The following is a 17,579-nucleotide window of genomic DNA, read 5'->3' on the forward strand; positions in this document are numbered from 1 at the left end:
GGAATAACAGCAGTTTAAACTTTAGCAATCCCTTTTGAAGAAAATTGCAGATCGTAAAGTTTTTTGTAATAGCCGTTTAATTTGAGCAACTGCTGATGCGTACCTTTTTCCTTGATCTCGCCTTTATCCAATACAATAATCTGATCGGCTTTCTGGATTGTAGATAAACGGTGTGCAATTACGATCGAAGTACGACCTTCCATCAGGTTATCAATAGCTTTCTGAATCAGTAATTCGGTTTCGGTATCAACCGATGAAGTGGCTTCATCGAGAACCAAAATGGCTGGATTATGCACCAATGCGCGGATAAAGGAAATTAACTGTGCCTGTCCTGCAGAGAGTGTAGCCCCTCTCTCCATCACGTTGTACTGGTAACCGCCAGGCAAGCGCTCAATAAATTCATGTGCGCCTACTTTTTTAGCGGCATTAACCACCTGTTCCAGCTTAATTTCGGGATTATTGAGGGTAATGTTGTTCAAAATGGTATCTGAAAACAAGAAAACATCCTGCAGTACGGTAGCAATGTGACTACGTAAATAATCGAGTTCAAAATCTTCAATACGAATGCCATCTACGGTAATATCGCCCTTTTTAACTTCGTAAAAACGATTCAGTATATTAATTGTAGATGATTTACCAGCACCCGTAGCCCCTACCAGCGCCGCTGTTTCGCCCGATTTTACCTCAAAGGATAAATCTTTTAAAACATAATTTTCATCATTATAGGCAAACCAAACCTTTTCGAACTTAATATTTCCTTCCAGTTTGGCAGGTTGAAGTGTTCCTGTGTTTGGCGTAGTTTCGTCAGTATCTAAAACTTTAAAAACACGTTCGGCACCAACCATTCCCATTTGCAGGGTATTAAATTTATCGGCCAATTGGCGAATCGGCGTAAACACCATGCCTAGGTACATGATAAACTGAGTAATGGTTCCGGGGTTACATCTAAAGGTTTAGCCAGGATACTTTTAGCGCCATACCACACCAGTAAACCCAAGGACATAGCCGAAATCAATTCTACAACGGGAAAAAATATAGAATAATACCAGTTACTGCGGATATTTGCATCTCGGTAACGCTTGTTAATGGCATAAAATTTACGGTATTCCTGTTTCTCGCGGGCAAAATACTGTACAATCGGAACGCCGGTAATGTGCTCCTGCAAAAAAGTATTCAGGTTAGAAACCTCGTTCCTGACTTCCTGAAAAGCCACTTTAATGGCCTGTTGGAATTTCCTGGTGGCAATAATCAATAACGGAATGGGTAGAAGCACCACAAGGCTCAATTCCCAGTCAGTATAAAGCATTACACAAACAATTACTACTACCTGCAAACTATCGCCAATCATGGAGATTAAACCTTCCGAAAAAATATCGGCAATGGTTTCCAGATCGGAAACGGTACGGGTAATTAATTGGCCAATGGGTGTTTTATCGAAAAACTTAAGCCTAAGCTTAGTAATGTGGTTAAAAACATTGATGCGCAGATCACGAATCACCGACTGCCCCAGGGTATTGGTTAAAAGGGTATGGTTATACTGGATAAGCGTTTGAAGCACCAACATAAAAACCATCAGCATGGTCATATTTACCAAACCAGAATAATTGCCGGCTAAAATATAATGATCGAGTGTGTATTTAATCAAAAACGGGCGCACCGGAGAAATTGCAGCCAGCAGGATGGTTAAAATAACCGACCAAACAAATACAGCACGGTAAGGCCTTACGTATTTAAAAATGCGTTTCAGTAATCCTGTGTTATATACGTCGCCGGTAACTGCCATTTTTTGTTTAATGAGTGAGTTCTGAATGAGTGAATGAATGAATTTTATATGCTATCGCCATTTCACATTCTATCATTAAATCAATCTCCAATGCTATCATTTATATAAGGGTACTCAATCTTCACCAAATACAAGCCACAAGCAGGTACCGATTGACCGGCCTTACTGCGGTTTTTACTTTCTATTACTGCTTTAAATGCAGCTAAATCTATTTCTTTTTTACCAATCTGCACCAGGGTACCCATAATGGCCCTCACCATGTTCCTTAAAAAACGATCGGCCTGAATGGTAAACACTAAACCGTCTTCTTGTTCTTCAAAAACAGCTTTTACTATTTTGCAATTGTTGGTAAAGGTCTGCGTATTCGATTTGCTGAAACATGAGAAATCGATATAATTTAACAACAAAGCTGCTGCTTCATTCATAGCCGTCACATCTAGGCGATCTTTAACCAACCACGACCGGTTTAATTTAAACGGATCTTTTTCGAAATGCAGATGATATTTGTAAGCTCTTGAGGTGGCATCGAAGCGCGCATGTGCCTCATTATGCACCGGAATAATCCGTTTCGTAGCAATTTGATAAGGCAAAAGAGCATTGATCCCGCCAACAGCGCTTAAAACTTTGCTTTCATCCAGATTTTCCACATCAAAATGTGCATAAAAATCTTTAGCGTGCACCCCAGTATCGGTGCGGCCACAGCCCAGGGTTTCGATAGGTTGCCTAAAAACCGTAGCCATAGCTTTATCCAACAACTCTTGCACGGTAATTGCATTGGGTTGAACTTGCCAGCCATGATACAAGCTGCCATCGTAAGCGATTTGGATGAAATATCTTTTTTTACTCAAAGCGATGCAAAAGTACTTTTTTCCTTTTATTTAGAAGGAAAGCGCTTTACATTTATTCGTAAACCCTGTAATTATGGCTTAGCTGTGTTTTTCTCCTCCAACTGCCATTTGTTGTTGTAAAAACCGGCCAACTTAATGCCTTTACTGCCTTCTTTAGGTAAATCGGAAGAGAACACCATAAAATCAGGAAATCCACTTCCACCAGCAAAGTATTGATTGGCATAAGCTGCTTTCATACCTGCAACACCAGTACTGGCCACTACACCAACCAGAAGATTATTATCCTGCTGCGGCCAGATGTAATAGGCTGCTAAATCATTGCCTTTCCAGGTTTGCTTGCCCGCTGTGATTTGCGAATTGTTAACCTGTATAGGGCAATCTTTCAGTAAGGTTTTCCAGACGGTATTATTTTCGGCATTGCCATATAAAATGATATTACGCCCCTGATATTTTGATATTGAAAATTCCTTATCGGTAATGATATCAACCGCCCCATTTCCACGGTAATACCAGCTTTCGGCATCATATCTGGCTTTGTTTAAATTGGCTTCGCTGGCACCCACAGCGCCGCTTGTTCCCACTACAAAAACCATTTTATGGTTAAACGCTTCTTTAAAAGTACCCGATCGTGCCGGATTTTTATCCCTTTTATTCACTGAAGTGAGGATTTGCCAACCTTCATTGTTTTTGGCTAAAAACAGAGTATCGTTACCACTCTGAGTAGTAAAGTTAATGGCAGGTAAGCTATCTAAAGTTATTTTAACGTTAGCTTTTGCACCAAAATCTGTTAAAGCCAGCTTTAAAGTCACCACGTTTTCAGTTTTACCTGTAATGCTCGATTTCTTCCTATCGCGGTTTAAAATAATGCGACTGTACTGTAAGGGTTGTTCCTGCTGCTCAATGGTGGCCCAGCGGTAAGTTGCCGAAATCCCTGGACTGGAAGTCATGAAATCGATGTGATTTACAGCCGAATCGACCGCTATGGTATGCCATTTAAAAAAGCTGAAAATTGCCGGCCAGTCTACACTTTGATCGCCAAACCAATGTTCTCCACCCGGATATTCGTAATAGCTAAAATCGGCGTGAAAACCAGCAAGTATTTTCTTCATTTGTCGGGCATAACTAACGGGAACCACTTTATCGGCATCGCCATGCAATATGTACACGCCCAAAGGAGTATAATTGCTAACCAGTTTCGGAACATCACTTTGGTTGCCGGCCCTTAATAACATCCGCTCGACACTATTTTGACTGCTATCGGGAATTTTTCCATCGGCCGAACCATAATCTTTAAGCGAAGCATAACCCGCAGCCGGCGCAATGGCTGCCCATTTATCGGGATAAGTTGCGCCTAAGAACCAGGTACCGTGTCCACCCATCGAGTGTCCGGTAAGGTAAATTTGTTTTTCATCTGGTTTAAACTGATTTTTAGCCAGTGCCAATACTTCTAAAGCATCTTTACGCCCCCAGTCTTCCCAGTTAAAGCCACGTGGCCTGCGGTTGGTAGCGGCAACCAGCGTGCCCCAGTCTTTAGATTTATAAGCCTTTGCCTGACCGATGGCCTCTACGCCTGCACCATGCACCGACAGAAACAAGGCAGCATTCGGTTTCCAACCATTTAATTGCGGCGTAACAGCGAAATACTGCAAACTGCCGTCAATATTACTCACAAAAGTTTGCTTATGGGTTGATGAACCCGCTAAAGCTTCAATTACAATCATTTTCTGATCTACCTGTGTATTGCCTTGCAACAATTGTAATTCGATATTGTAATTGCCCGGTTTTACCACAGCACTTGCATCTACTTCAAAAACCACCTTTCGCATGCTCAGTTTCGGAATACGCGCAATGGCTACCTCGCGTTGCTTACCGTTCAAAATGGTTTTGAAACGTAAATCATTATAATCTTTTAACGATGAATTGCTTATAGTAAGGGCACCCTTGAGTACGCCATTTTTTTCATTAAGCACAATACTGGGCGAAGTAATATCATCGGTATGGATTAATAGTTTTTTAGCATTAACAATAATCATCGGCAGTACACTGGCACCCCGTACATACAGCTCGTTTACTCCTTTTTTTAGCTGAACCGGAATATTCATATAACCCGATGCATAGGGATCGCCCATGTGTGGGATACCATTAAAAAATATACTATTGCCCCCAATAACATTTAAAATTACAGTTTGTGCTGTACCTGAAGTGTAAGTAAGGTAAATATAATCGGACCCACGATCTACCCCGCCCGGATTTAGAAAGGGGTTACTGGCTGTTTGAAACGATCTCCTCGAAAAGGCACTAAAACGGCCATTGGCATCGGCCTTAATTGCTTTCCACAATACTTTTTCACCATTTTTTCCGGTCGAAAATTCGCCGTTTTCTACCGGTGCCTGCAATTGTTGATTGGCCATTTTCCAGGCCAGCAAATCTGTATACACAGCTTCTCGACCATATCGGCTGCCACTGGCTACTGTTAAAGCTTTTTCGAATTTAAGGGTATCCTGCGCAAAAGTGTTTGCGGCAACAAACAGGGCAATTAAAAAAAGTAAGTTTTTTAACATAAATCGTTTTATAAAGTAGGCCTGGTTAAAATTAAATCCGTTAAACAATTTCCATCGGCTGCATTATAGCCAACCTGTTAGGAAAAGAAAAGGCAATAGCTTTGGTTTTATCTTTTAGGGTTTGTGGTATATAGCCAAATGTATTAAAACTTGCAGGTTTTAACAAAATCTATGCGCAGCAAAAAAATGTTTTTTCAAGGTTGAAATAGAATCCCTATAATTGTTTATTATTTCAAATTAACATGATACAAAGAATACAATCAATATGGCTTTTCTTAGCCGCTTTAACCCTGATATTAATGTTGTTTTTACCTATTGCCAGCAAAGAAATTGCCGGAACGGAATCAGCAGTATACACAAGCGGTTTGTTTCAGATAATTGCCGGTAAAGCGGGTTCGCCATTCAAAATCATATCATTTCTACCTTTACTTATAACCAATATTGCTATAGCGATTATCTGTTTCGTTAACATCTTCAATTTCAGAAAGCGCAGTTTTCAAAAAAGGTTTGCCATTCTTTCGATTGTACTAATTGGCGGATTTGCCTTTTGGTGCAGCATTTACGCCCAAAAATTACCCGGTGGTATTGAAGGAGCGGCTTTTGGTATTGGTGCGTATCTTCCGGCTATCGCTATCTTATTTATTGTACTGGCTATTTTCGGGATTAATAAAGATGAAAGACTGATCAGATCAGCAGAAAGATTGAGATAAATCAAAATGATACAAAGAATACAATCGATATGGCTTTTCTTAGCATTTTTGGTTTTAGCATTAATGACTTTCTTACCTCTTGCAACAAAAGAGATTGACGGATCTGAATCTGTTGTCTATATGTTTGGTTTAAAAACCCAATTTCAATCAGAAAGTGGGTCTGGATACAAACTAGCCTTATCTTTACCTTTAATCGTTACCTACATCGCCATAGCGATTATCTGTTTCGTTAACATCTTCAATTTCAGAAAGCGCAACCTTCAAAAAAGGCTTGCCATTATTTCGATTGTACTAATTGGTGGTTTTGCCTTTTGGTGTAGCACTTACATCAACGAATTACCTGGCGGTATTGAAGGAGCCACTTTTGGTATTGGTGCCTATCTTCCGGCTATTGCTATCTTATTTATTGTACTGGCCATTTTCGGGATTAATAAAGATGAAAGACTAATCAGATCGGCAGAAAGGCTGAGATAATGTTTCGCGTTCCATCAAAAAAATCAAATTACCAGCATCATTCCCGATGCCGATTTAAAGCCCTGCCAGTGTACATTTTCCATCTTACCTCACTCACCCTCCATTACTTCCTTATTTCCAAACATTTAGCTTAAAAAACTATTTACTTGATTATCTGTGAAATACGGAATATTAACCGTACCTTTGCGGCTCAATTAAAAATAAAAGACGAATGACAAACCCATTTCAATTATTGGGGATAAGTGATGACGTCGTTAATGCCGTAAAGGACCTTGGATTCGAAAATCCAACGCCGATTCAGGAGCAAAGTATTCCTGTACTGTTAGAAGGCACTAATGATTTTGTTGGTTTGGCCCAAACAGGAACAGGAAAAACAGCCGCATTTGGTTTGCCGCTGTTAGAACTAATCGATTTTAAAGTAAATAAACCACAGGCATTGATTTTATGCCCTACCCGTGAGTTATGTTTACAGATCGCTAACGACCTTAAAAACTTTTCTAAAAATGTTGCTAATGCCCACGTAGTTGCCGTTTACGGTGGTGCGAACATTATGCAACAACTACGCGAAATACGCCAAGGCGTTCAAATCGTAGTGGCCACGCCCGGCCGTATGTTGGATATCATTGGCCGTAAAGCCATTGATTTTTCAAACGTTAAATATGTTGTGCTTGATGAAGCTGACGAGATGTTGAACATGGGTTTCCAGGACGATATCAACGACATTTTATCAACTACTCCTGATGACAAAAAAACCTGGTTATTCTCGGCTACTATGCCGTCAGAAGTTCGCCGTATAGCTAAAAACTATATGGATAACCCTGTAGAATTAACCATGGGCACAAAAAATACAGGTAACGTAAACATCGAACACGAATATTATATTGTTCGTGCCCGCGATAAATACGCTGCCTTAAAACGTATTGTAGATTTTAACCCTGATATTTTCGGTGTTGTTTTCTGTAAAACGAAATTAGATACCCAGGATATTGCTGAGCATTTAATTAAAGATGGTTACAATGCTGATGCTTTACACGGCGATTTATCGCAACAACAACGTGATAAGGTAATGCAACGTTTCCGCGAGCGTAATATGCAGTTGTTAATTGCTACTGATGTTGCTGCACGTGGTATCGACGTTAACAATGTAACGCACGTAGTTAACTATTCGTTACCTGATGAGATTGAAAGTTATACCCACCGTTCGGGCCGTACAGGCCGTGCTGGTAAAACCGGTATTTCGATCTGTATCATCAACTCTAAAGAACTGGGCAAAATCCGTCAGTTAGAGCGCATTATCGGTAAACAATTTACCAAAGCTGAGTTACCTACAGGTTTTGATGTTTGCGAAAAACAATTGTTCTCTTTGGTACACAAAGTACACAATGTAGAGGTTAACAACGAACAGATTGATCAGTACATCCCACGTATTATGGATGAGTTTGCTGATTTAACCAAAGAAGAAGTAATTAAACGTTTTGCATCTTTAGAGTTTAACCGTTTCTTAGATTACTATTCGAAAGCACCTGATTTAAATGCAGCTGTTGGAGATGAGCGCGGTGAAAGAGGTGAGCGTGGTGAAAGACGCGGACGTGGTAGCGAAGGTTACACCCGTTTATTTATCAACTTAGGTTCGGTAGATGAATTTACCCGTGGCGATATGTTATCATTTATCTGTAACAATGGTAAAATTGGTGGCAAAAGCGTTGGTAAAATCGATTTAAAAGGTGTTTTCTCTTTCTTTGAAGTAGAAGATGCTGTTGCCGACAAAGTTTTTGAAGGCTTTAAATCAGTTGAGTTTAACGGTCGTCAGGTACGTATCGAGAAGAGTGGAGATGGTGGTCGTGGCGAAGGTGCAGGCGAAAGACGCGGTGGCGGTGAAAGACGTAGCGGTGGATTCGGCGGCGAACGCAGAAGCGGCGGTGGCGGTGGTTACCGCGGCGGCAATGGCGGCGAAAGAAGATCTGGCGGTGGTAGCGGAAGACGTGAAGGTGGAAACCGTGAAGGCGGTGGCTTCAGAGATTTCTCTGGCCGTAGCCGTGAAGATAAAGGTGGAAGCGGACGCAGAGAAGGCGGAAGCGGTGAGCGCCGTAAAAAATGGTAAATCACTAAACCAAATATTTTTACAAGCCGTCCCGATTTTTCGGGGCGGCTTTTTTTTGACCGAAAAACCTGTTACATTCCCTCATCAGCCGGCTTGATTTTCTACCTAAACAAAATTGATTTATATTGCTTCCCTAAACTACGTTTATGAAGAAAACCTTTTTCCTCAGCATGCTCATCCCCATACTCGTTTCATGTAGTCCGGTAAAAAAAGTGCTAAATGCGGGGAGATTAAAACAATCCGAATTTAATGAAAAAATCGATTTCAACTTCGAAACCGGCGTACCCATAATTGAAGTAAGTATTGCTGGCAAAAGTTATCATTTTATGTTAGATACCGGAGCCCCAACAGCCATATCTCCAACTTTGGCACAAACATTAAACCTCAGCCCTGCAACAAATTCCAAAAGTTCGGATTCGCAGGGATATAAAAAAAAAGAAACGGTTGTAGTTATTCCAGAAATTAAAATCGGCAAACTGGTTTTCGAAAATACAGGGGCTTTGGTTATCGATATGCGCAGCGTTTTTCAAATGAAATGTTTAAATGTTGATGGCATTATTGGAGCAAACCAGATGGCCAATGCGATATGGCAGCTCGATTATGCCAATAAAGTAATTTCAATAAGCGATAATATGGCAAATTTCAATGCGGCTGCCAACACAAAGATTATCGATTTTTTACCCATAAAAATTCAAAAAACGCCGTTAATCCCTATTCAAATAGGCTCCAAAACAAGTTATATAACATTCGATACCGGCTCAAACGGAAATTTAGATTTATCTCTGCTTAAATACTCTAATGTGATTAATACTTTTAAGCGGGTATACGCTACCGGCATTAGCGGAGTGGGCATTTATGGAGCGGCTAAACAGTCGACCACTACCTATGCAAAGGTTCCGGAAATAAATATTGGTACTTTAGGCTTAAAAGATCAGGTTGTTTTATTCGCAGATGGCAAATCGAGCAACATTGGCAACGATTTTTTGCAGCATTACAAAGTCATCATCAATTGGCAAACCAATAAAATATACTTAATCGGCGAGAACCATTACAACCTTTCCAAATTAAACCGCTTTGGTATTGCAATTAGCTATTCGGGGAATAAAGCTTTCGTAAGTACAATTTTCGAAAATACCGATGCAGCTATTTCAGGCATACAGGTTAATGATGAAATTGTACAAATTGATAATCATATCATTGCTGATTTTACAGAAACAGATGCATGTAATTTCACATATAACAATATTCTAAAAGGAAAAGATGCTGCAAAAGTGACAATTTTAAGGGCCGACAAAAAAATTGAATATAATTTAAAACGTTCTGTTTTACTCGAATAAACAAGTGATCTTCAGAAACTCTCTCCTGTTCCGAACTGCGCCTCTTCATATTAAATCAGCCTATTAATTATAGAGAAGTATCTTGATTTTGCACGAAATTAACGGTGTTTTTACATGCAATTCAGCCTGCAATATATTATATTTAACGTTTATCTGTACAACCAAATATTATGCGTTATTTAAAGCTTTTTATTACTTTCTTCCTGTTAACAACAGGCTTCAATCTTTCTGCACAACAAGCCGCTTCAAACCAGAAAATGCAATGGTTTGCCGATGCCAAACTAGGCATTTTCATTCACTGGGGTATTTATTCAGTTAATGGAATTTCAGAATCGTGGTCGTTTTTTAACAACTACATTAACCATGATGCCTACATGAAACAACTGAACGGTTTTAATGCGGCCAAATACCAGCCAGCAGAGTGGGTAAACCTAATTAAAGAAAGTGGCGCTAAATATGCCGTAATTACGACAAAACATCATGATGGTGTTGCGCTTTGGGACAGTAAAATGCCAAATGCCACTACGACAGTAAAACATAGTGCGGCAAAAAAAGATTTAATTACGCCATTTGTTGCCGACCTTAAAAAATCAGGATTAAAAACCGGTCTTTATTTTTCATTACCAGATTGGAGTTATACGGATTATGATGGTTTTACGCGCGATAGAAAACGCTATGATTATAAACAAGACCCTGCCCGCTTTAAAAAATTCCAAAACTATTTTCAGGGGCAATTAAATGAGCTTTCTAACCAATACAACCCGGATTTGGTATGGTTTGATGGCGATTGGGAACATAGCGGTGAAGAATGGCAGGCCAAAAACATATTGGAAAACTTACGTAAAGTGAATCCTAATGTCATTATTAATTCGCGCTTAAATGGACATGGCGACTATGATACGCCCGAACAAGGTGTACCAGTGGTAAGACCCGCTTCACCAGAATGGGAACTTTGTTATACCATGAACGATTCGTGGGGGTACCAGCCATACGATAACCATTACAAATCATCAAACATGATTATCCGCACCCTGGTTGACTGCATCAGTATGGGCGGGAATTTATTGCTCGATATCGGTCCAAAAGCTGACGGAACTATTGCACCAGAGCAGGTTAAAATATTAAAGGGACTGGGTCGCTGGACACAAAAACATGCAGAAGCCATTTATGGTACACAGGCCGGGATCTCGAATGGGCATATTGCAGGTAAAACTACCTTATCTAAAAACAAAGATGTATTGTACCTGTATCTCGATTATAAAACCAAAAACGGGATTTTACTGTCGGGTATAAAGTCAAAAATAAACAAAATTGAAGTGGTTGGCAGCAAAGCACAGCCATATACAATTAAATTAAATGAAACAGATTATCTCCTTAATTTTAAAGAAGCAGATTTTGATAGTGATGTAACCGTAGTAAAAGTATCGTTAAATGGTCCTATCCAGTTAGCTGAAGATAAACAGGAAACGCTTTCATTAGCAGACTTGTATGCTGCACCAAAACAGCGGGGCTTAACCAATTTAAACCTGAGCAAACTGGCTACTAATTTAAATTCAGGTATAAATGTATTTCAAAATACCAGTTTACCTGTTGATGGTTTAGATTTTAATCCGGGAATTAATAATGTAGACCAAAAAATCAGCAACTGGGTAATTAAAAATGCCGAGGCGCTTTACAAAACCGGAAAAGGAATACCCAGTGGTCATTACCAAGGTAACACAGCCCTATCTGCCGATAAACAGACCCTTTACCTTTTTGTTGAAGGAAAACCGACCGGCCCTGTTGCGATAAAAGGTTTAAAAAACAATATAAGCCGCATTAGGGTAGTTGGCGAAGGTACCATGTTGAATCATGAAATTTACAATAAACTGTACTGGAGCAAAATACCTGGTATTGTTTACATCCCGATACCAGAAGACAAATTAGATAATGAACTAACGGTAATTGCAGTACTTTTAGATGGGCCGATTGATTTATACCGCGAAAAAGTTGGGGCAATAGAAAGCAATCTGTAATTATTTAACAAATGTAAAATAGTTAGCGCACTTTACGTTTATCCTTAAATTGCATTACTTTCGCACATCATGCAGGCAAAATATATCTCATATCATGAAACCGGATCGTTTTCAAAACTGGTTTTAGATTATATTAACAACGAAGAACAGCTTAAAGCTTTTTACAGTTACCGCCCCGATATGGCGGGTTTAGCCAGCGCAATTGAGCATAGAAATTTTTTGGGTAACCGGACTACTTTAGTGCAGGTTTTACAAGATCAGTACCAGCATTTACAGCCCAATAAATCGGTTACTAAAAACATTGAGCTTTTAGGCCTCGATAATACTTTTACCGTAACTACCGGCCACCAGTTAAACCTGTTTACCGGCCCGCTTTATTTTATTTACAAAATTGTAACCACTATAAATTTAGCCATTGAGCTAAAAATTGCACATCCTGATAAAAACTTTGTACCCGTTTACTGGATGGCTACAGAAGACCACGATTTTGATGAGATTAACCACGTGAGTGTTGATGAGAAAAACATCAGCTGGATACAGCAAACCAATGGCGCAACAGGTAGGTTAAGCACTAAAACAGTGGCCGCAGCGGTAACTGCATATAAAGGTTATCTGGGCATTTCAAGAAATGGAAAGCGAATTGCCAAGCTGGTTGAGCAGGCCTACCTGCAACATGATAACCTGGCCGATGCGACTCGCTTTTTGGTGAATAACCTCTTCGAAAAATACGGATTGGTAATTGTAAATGCCGATGATGCACGCCTGAAGAAACAATTTGCGAATATCATTGCCGAAGATATTGTACATCAAAACAGTGCCAGGAATATTGATACCAGCTCCGAAAACCTCGAAAATTTAGGTTATAAAACCCAGGTGAACGGCCGTGATATTAATTTCTTTTACCTGAACGATAACCTGCGCGAACGTTTGATTTTTGAACAAGGCAAATATCAGGTAAACCATACCAATATCAGTTTTACCGAAGCTGAATTATTGACCGAGATCGAATCGCATCCCGAACGGTTTAGTCCGAATGTAGTAATGCGACCGATGTACCAGGAGGTAATTTTGCCCAACATTGCCTACATTGGCGGTGGCGCAGAGGTGGCATACTGGATGCAGTTAAAAGCCAATTTCGATTATTACAAAGTAGATTTCCCTGTTCTATTGTTACGCAATTCGGCTTTGCTGATTGATAAACGCAGTGCAGAGAATTTATACAAACTGGGCTTTTCTTTAGAAGATATTTTCCTGCCGGTTGAAGAACTGAAAAATATCTGGGTAAAACGGAATACCACTGCACAGTTAAGTTTAGCCGACGAAACCAGGGCTATTAACAGCATTTTTGATCAAATTAAGCTAAACGCATACAAAATAGATAAAACTTTATCGGTTTCGACTGATACAGCAAAGCAACGCACTAACCATTTGCTGGCCAACCTGGAAAAAAAACTGTTCAGGGCCGAAAAACGCAAACACGAAATGGCGTTGCTGCAGATAGATAACGTTAAAAAAAGGCTTTTCCCAAATGGTACGCTGCAAGAACGCATACTGAATATTGCGCCTATGTACGTTAACTATGGAGAAGATTTCCTATCGTCGTGCATTGAAAATTTTGAACCGCTGGGCGGTGACTTTACTGTTTTATTACCTTAAGCAAAAAGACTAAAGCTTAAAGCAAAATTTCCTGATTTCTCCTATTTGATATTAAAAAATGAACTTCATCACCTTTTCTGAAACCAAACTAAGAGCATTTACCCACAGCGTTTTTAAAAAAATGGGTTGTTCTGATGCGCATGCCGAATTAGCTACCGATGTTTTGATCCGTTCAGATTTGCGTGGTATCGATTCGCATGGGGTTGCGCGCTTAAGCGGTTACGTTAGGCTTTGGGAAAAGAAACGGATTAATGCTACTCCCAATATTAAAATTGTACACGGAACCCCAACTACCGCAACCATAGATGGTGATGCCGGTTTAGGTTTGGTAGTAGCACCTTTTGCCATGCAGGTAGCGATAGAAAAGGCCGAAAAATATGGCAGTGGCTGGGTATCAGTTAAAAACTCGAACCACTTTGGAATAGCCGGTTACCATGCACTAATGGCGGTAGAAAAAGATATGATTGGCATTAGCATGACCAATGCCAGCCCACTGGTTGCCCCTACCTATGCCAACGAACGTTTATTAGGTACTAACCCGATGTGTTATGCATTCCCGGCAGGCAAATACCCGCCAGTTATTGTTGATATGGCCACCGCAGCAGCTGCTAATGGTAAACTTGAAATTGCACAAAGAGCTAACAAAAGTATTCCGGATGGCTGGGTACAGGACAAAGCCGGCGAAAACTCAAGCAATCCCAACGAACTAAAAAACGGTGGTTCACTCTTACCTTTGGGTAGTGATAAAGATCATGGCAGCCACAAAGGATATGGTTTAAGCGCAACAGTTGATATTTTATCGGCTGTGCTATCAGGCGCAAATTACGGCCCCTGGGTGCCTCCCTTTGTCGCCTTTTTAGAACCCTCGGCCAACCCGGTTGGTGAAGGATTGGGTCACTTTTTAGGCGCGATGCGCGTAGATGGTTTCAGGCCAACCGAAGACTTTAAAAACCACCTGGATAACTGGGTAGAGCGCTTCAAAAGTGCAAAAACCATCGATCCTGATAAAAAAGTAATTATCCCGGGCGAACCTGAGCATGAATTTGAGCAGGAAAGGAAAATTAGCGGTATCCCGCTGATAGATGTGGTGGTTAATGATCTGAATGAACTGGCAGAGAAGCTTGGAATTCCTGGTTTAAACGCATAAAAAAAATACGATTTGTCCGTAGATTTCCGAAAGGCGCTACGGATGCAAAAATGGAAAAGAGTCTGTGACTCGTTCTTTGTTATTGAGTTACAAACTCAACCTTATAGACCAAATCCGTAGAGACACTACGCTTAACTCTACGGACAGAAGGTGAGAAACCGACCGATAAATCTTTACAGATTAAGAAATAAAAAAGCCGCAAAACTAACCAGGTCTTGCGGCAACACGTATGATTATAACCCACCATACAAGGGCTGAGAATTATCTTTATTACTTTACCGTTAGTGTTTCCTTTAATTGAAGTTCGCGGCTCGATGATCCGATCATTATCCTAAAATCTCCCTGCTCAATAACCGTTTTCAAATTAGCATTCAGCATCTGCAGCATTTCGGGTATAATTTTAAAGCTAATGGTCTTGCTTTCTCCTGCTTTAAGCCTAACACGCTCAAAGCCTTTAAGCTCCAATACGGGTCGCACTACACTGGCCAACATATCACGCAAATACAATTGTGCGACTTCTTCTCCATCTCTATTGCCGGTATTTTTAAGGGTAAAGCTTACTGTAGTACTTTCATTTGCCTTAATTTCTTTCTTAGCCAATTCAATATTGCTGTATTCGAATGTGGTATAGCTTAAGCCATAACCAAACGGGAACAACGGTTCGCCACTTAAATTATTGTAATCGTCGCCCCTGCCTGTAGGTTTATGGTTATAAACAAGCGGCAATTGCGCTTCATGAACGGGATACGTAATCGGAAGTCTGCCAGCAGGATTGTAATCTCCGAATAAAGTTTCGGCTACAGCAGTTCCGCCTTCTTCGCCCGGGTACCATACATTTAAAATAGCGGACGCATCGTTAATCCAGTTGCCCATCGTTATAGCACTGCCACCAACCAATAAAACCACTACTGGTTTGCCTGTTTTAGCCATTTCCTGAATTAATTTTTCCTGGTTGCCCGGTAAGCCAAGCATGGCACGGTCCAAAAATTCTCCTTCTTTTATACCCGCAGCCACTACAATAGCATCGGCTTTTCTAGCCATTGTTTTGGCTTCATCCAATACTTTTGTCTCCTGATCTTCTATACCATAATTCCAGATTAGCTTAATGTAGGCGTTACCTTTTGGTTCCTTAAACTCTACTTTAATGGGATAAGATTTACCCGCTTCAAAATTAAAAGCTTCGGTAAGGGTGTGGTAAGAAGCTTTGTTCCATTGGTCTATAATCAGCTTTCCATCCAGATACAAGCGATAACCATCATTACCGGCTAAACCGATTTGGAAAGTACCTGTTTTTAATGCCTTAATTTCTCCCTGCCACCGCACCGAGTAATTATCTGTTGCCAGTTTCTCGTTAGGCGAATAGAGTGTCCACATGAAATCGATTTGCTTATCGGTTCTGATTAACGTGGGATTGCCGGAAAGATCGGTTGTGTTAAAATATTCACCAGTTAATCCTTTTCCGTTTTTCGAACTGAGAAATGTAGAATCAATTACAGTATATTTTCTATTTTCCCTAAAGCTCCCCTGGGTGTAATTAACCTGGGTTAAATTTCCTGCCCTGGATTTTATTCCATCTAAAATGCTGATTTTGCCTTGACCGGTTCCACTGTAGCCTCCTAAACGAGCCTCTACAGCATCCTCTCCCAATACCAGGATATTTTTTGGTTGCTTTAGGGGCAATATATTTTGATTATTCTTTAGCAGTACAAATGATTCTAAAGCTGATTTTTTAGCCAAATCTTTAGCTGAGAGATCAGTGAGCGACGCTTCTGCCGCTTTTTCTGAAACATAGGGATCCTCGAACAAGCCCAGTTCGAACTTAGCCCTTAAAACCCTCGAAACGGCATCATCAATACGTGCCTGTGGAATACTTCCATCTAAAAAAGGTGGTTTAAAAAGTTTATAATGCTCGTACTCTACCTGAAAAATAACATCCAGTCCTCCGTTTAAAGCCTGCACAGTAGATTGCGCATAGTTTTTTGAAGTGTTATGCAATACATTGGCACCACCTACTGCGCCCGCATCGGAGATAACAAAGCCTTTAAAACCCCAATCGTGCTTTAAAGTTTTGGTTAAAAGCCAGTAATTCGAAGTTGCAGGTGTTCCGTCAACACTGTTGTAAGAAGTCATTACCGAACGGATACCTGCCTTCTTTACCCCTTCTTCAAAGGCCGGAAAATGTATTTCTCTCAGAAACCTTTCTGTTTTTTGAATCGGGTAACTGTCTCTGCCACCATCACCAACATTGGCAATAAGGTGTTTTGGTGTAACCACAACGTTTTCCTTTTCGATGGCATTCATAAAAGCAAGGCCCATCACTTTGGTTAGATAGGGATCTTCACCGTAAGTTTCTTCCACACGCCCCCAACGCACATCATCGGCCATGTTTATTACTGGCGCCAATACATCTCTTATGCCCCTAACCTTGGCCTCGTGTGCTATTCTTTTACCAATACTGGCCATGGTTAATGTATCAAAAGTAGCGGCTAAGCCGATCGACTGTGGAAAAGCTGTTGCATTTTTTCGCACCAAACCATGCAAAGCTTCATCAAACACCAACATCGGAATACCAAGCCGGGTATGGTTAACCAGATAGCGTTGTAACTGGTTAACCTTTTTAGCGAGTGTAAAAGCGTTCTCGGTCGTATTGTAACTTAGCAATTGCTGGGCTTCGCCTGCCCCGCCCGATTGTGCACTAATTTGGAGACCAAAAATTCCGTTTTTATAATGGTCTTTTGTTATTCCATCAACATCACCCGGCACCATAAATAACTGCCAGAATTTTTCTTCCGGCGTCATTCTCGATACCAGGTCTTTCACCCTTAAATCGATGCTGAGTTTTGGATTTTTATAGGGCGGTGTTTGTACGGTTTTCTTTTGCCCATAAACACCAGCCGAGAGTAATAATGCCGAAAGTAAAAAGGTATTTCTTTTAAGGTTAAACATC

Annotated in this window: 10 protein-coding genes and 1 pseudogene; 7 read left to right on the forward strand and 4 right to left on the reverse strand. The window is 40.5% G+C overall.

Annotated elements, in window-relative coordinates; genetic code table 11:
* Nucleotides 1-14: 14 nt before the first annotated feature.
* The 3 genes and pseudogenes from G7074_RS04340 to G7074_RS04350 all read right to left on the reverse strand — a co-directional run bounded on the left by G7074_RS04340 (nucleotide 15) and on the right by G7074_RS04350 (nucleotide 5,192).
* A pseudogene (locus tag G7074_RS04340) lies at nucleotides 15-1,783 on the reverse strand (ABC transporter ATP-binding protein).
* A gap of 80 nt (nucleotides 1,784-1,863) precedes the next feature.
* Nucleotides 1,864-2,631, reverse strand: a complete 768-nt coding sequence (truA, locus tag G7074_RS04345; RefSeq protein WP_199748282.1) for a tRNA pseudouridine(38-40) synthase TruA — start codon at nucleotides 2,629-2,631, stop codon at nucleotides 1,864-1,866.
* A 71-nt stretch (nucleotides 2,632-2,702) separates the two neighbouring features.
* The gene (locus G7074_RS04350; protein ID WP_124558795.1) at nucleotides 2,703-5,192 is read right to left on the reverse strand and encodes a prolyl oligopeptidase family serine peptidase; all 2,490 of its coding nucleotides are present in this window, start codon (nucleotides 5,190-5,192) and stop codon (nucleotides 2,703-2,705) included.
* 242 nt (nucleotides 5,193-5,434) lie between these two features.
* Here G7074_RS04350 and G7074_RS04355 point away from each other — a divergent pair, with 242 nt between their 5' ends.
* The 7 genes from G7074_RS04355 to G7074_RS04385 all read left to right on the forward strand — a co-directional run bounded on the left by G7074_RS04355 (nucleotide 5,435) and on the right by G7074_RS04385 (nucleotide 14,632).
* Nucleotides 5,435-5,902 carry a DUF4293 domain-containing protein gene (locus G7074_RS04355; RefSeq protein ID WP_124558794.1) on the forward strand — a complete coding sequence of 156 codons (468 nt, stop codon included), beginning with the start codon at nucleotides 5,435-5,437 and terminating at the stop codon, nucleotides 5,900-5,902.
* 6 nt (nucleotides 5,903-5,908) lie between these two features.
* Nucleotides 5,909-6,376, forward strand: coding sequence for a DUF4293 domain-containing protein (locus G7074_RS04360; RefSeq protein WP_166207126.1), 468 nt, complete (start codon nucleotides 5,909-5,911; stop codon nucleotides 6,374-6,376).
* Nucleotides 6,377-6,587: 211 nt separating this feature from the next.
* Entirely contained in the window at nucleotides 6,588-8,477 is a 1,890-nt protein-coding gene (locus tag G7074_RS04365) for a DEAD/DEAH box helicase (RefSeq protein ID WP_124558792.1), read from the forward strand.
* Nucleotides 8,478-8,623: 146 nt separating this feature from the next.
* Nucleotides 8,624-9,814 (forward strand): aspartyl protease family protein, encoded by a 1,191-nt coding sequence (locus G7074_RS04370; RefSeq protein ID WP_166207129.1) that lies wholly within the window; start codon nucleotides 8,624-8,626, stop codon nucleotides 9,812-9,814.
* Nucleotides 9,815-9,984: 170 nt separating this feature from the next.
* Nucleotides 9,985-11,829, forward strand: coding sequence for an alpha-L-fucosidase (locus G7074_RS04375; RefSeq protein ID WP_166207132.1), 1,845 nt, complete (start codon nucleotides 9,985-9,987; stop codon nucleotides 11,827-11,829).
* Between the two features lie 69 nt (nucleotides 11,830-11,898).
* Entirely contained in the window at nucleotides 11,899-13,485 is a 1,587-nt protein-coding gene (bshC, locus tag G7074_RS04380) for a bacillithiol biosynthesis cysteine-adding enzyme BshC (RefSeq protein WP_166207135.1), read from the forward strand.
* Nucleotides 13,486-13,543: 58 nt separating this feature from the next.
* Nucleotides 13,544-14,632 carry an Ldh family oxidoreductase gene (locus tag G7074_RS04385; RefSeq protein ID WP_166207138.1) on the forward strand — a complete coding sequence of 363 codons (1,089 nt, stop codon included), beginning with the start codon at nucleotides 13,544-13,546 and terminating at the stop codon, nucleotides 14,630-14,632.
* Nucleotides 14,633-14,902: 270 nt separating this feature from the next.
* Here the strand turns inward: G7074_RS04385 and G7074_RS04390 are convergent, their stop codons facing one another.
* On the reverse strand, nucleotides 14,903-17,578 hold the full coding sequence (locus G7074_RS04390) for a glycoside hydrolase family 3 N-terminal domain-containing protein (RefSeq protein WP_166207141.1): 2,676 nt from the start codon (nucleotides 17,576-17,578) through the stop codon (nucleotides 14,903-14,905).
* Nucleotide 17,579 lies beyond the last annotated feature (1 nt).

Source organism: Pedobacter sp. HDW13, assembly GCF_011303555.1.
Lineage (GTDB): Bacteria > Bacteroidota > Bacteroidia > Sphingobacteriales > Sphingobacteriaceae > Pedobacter.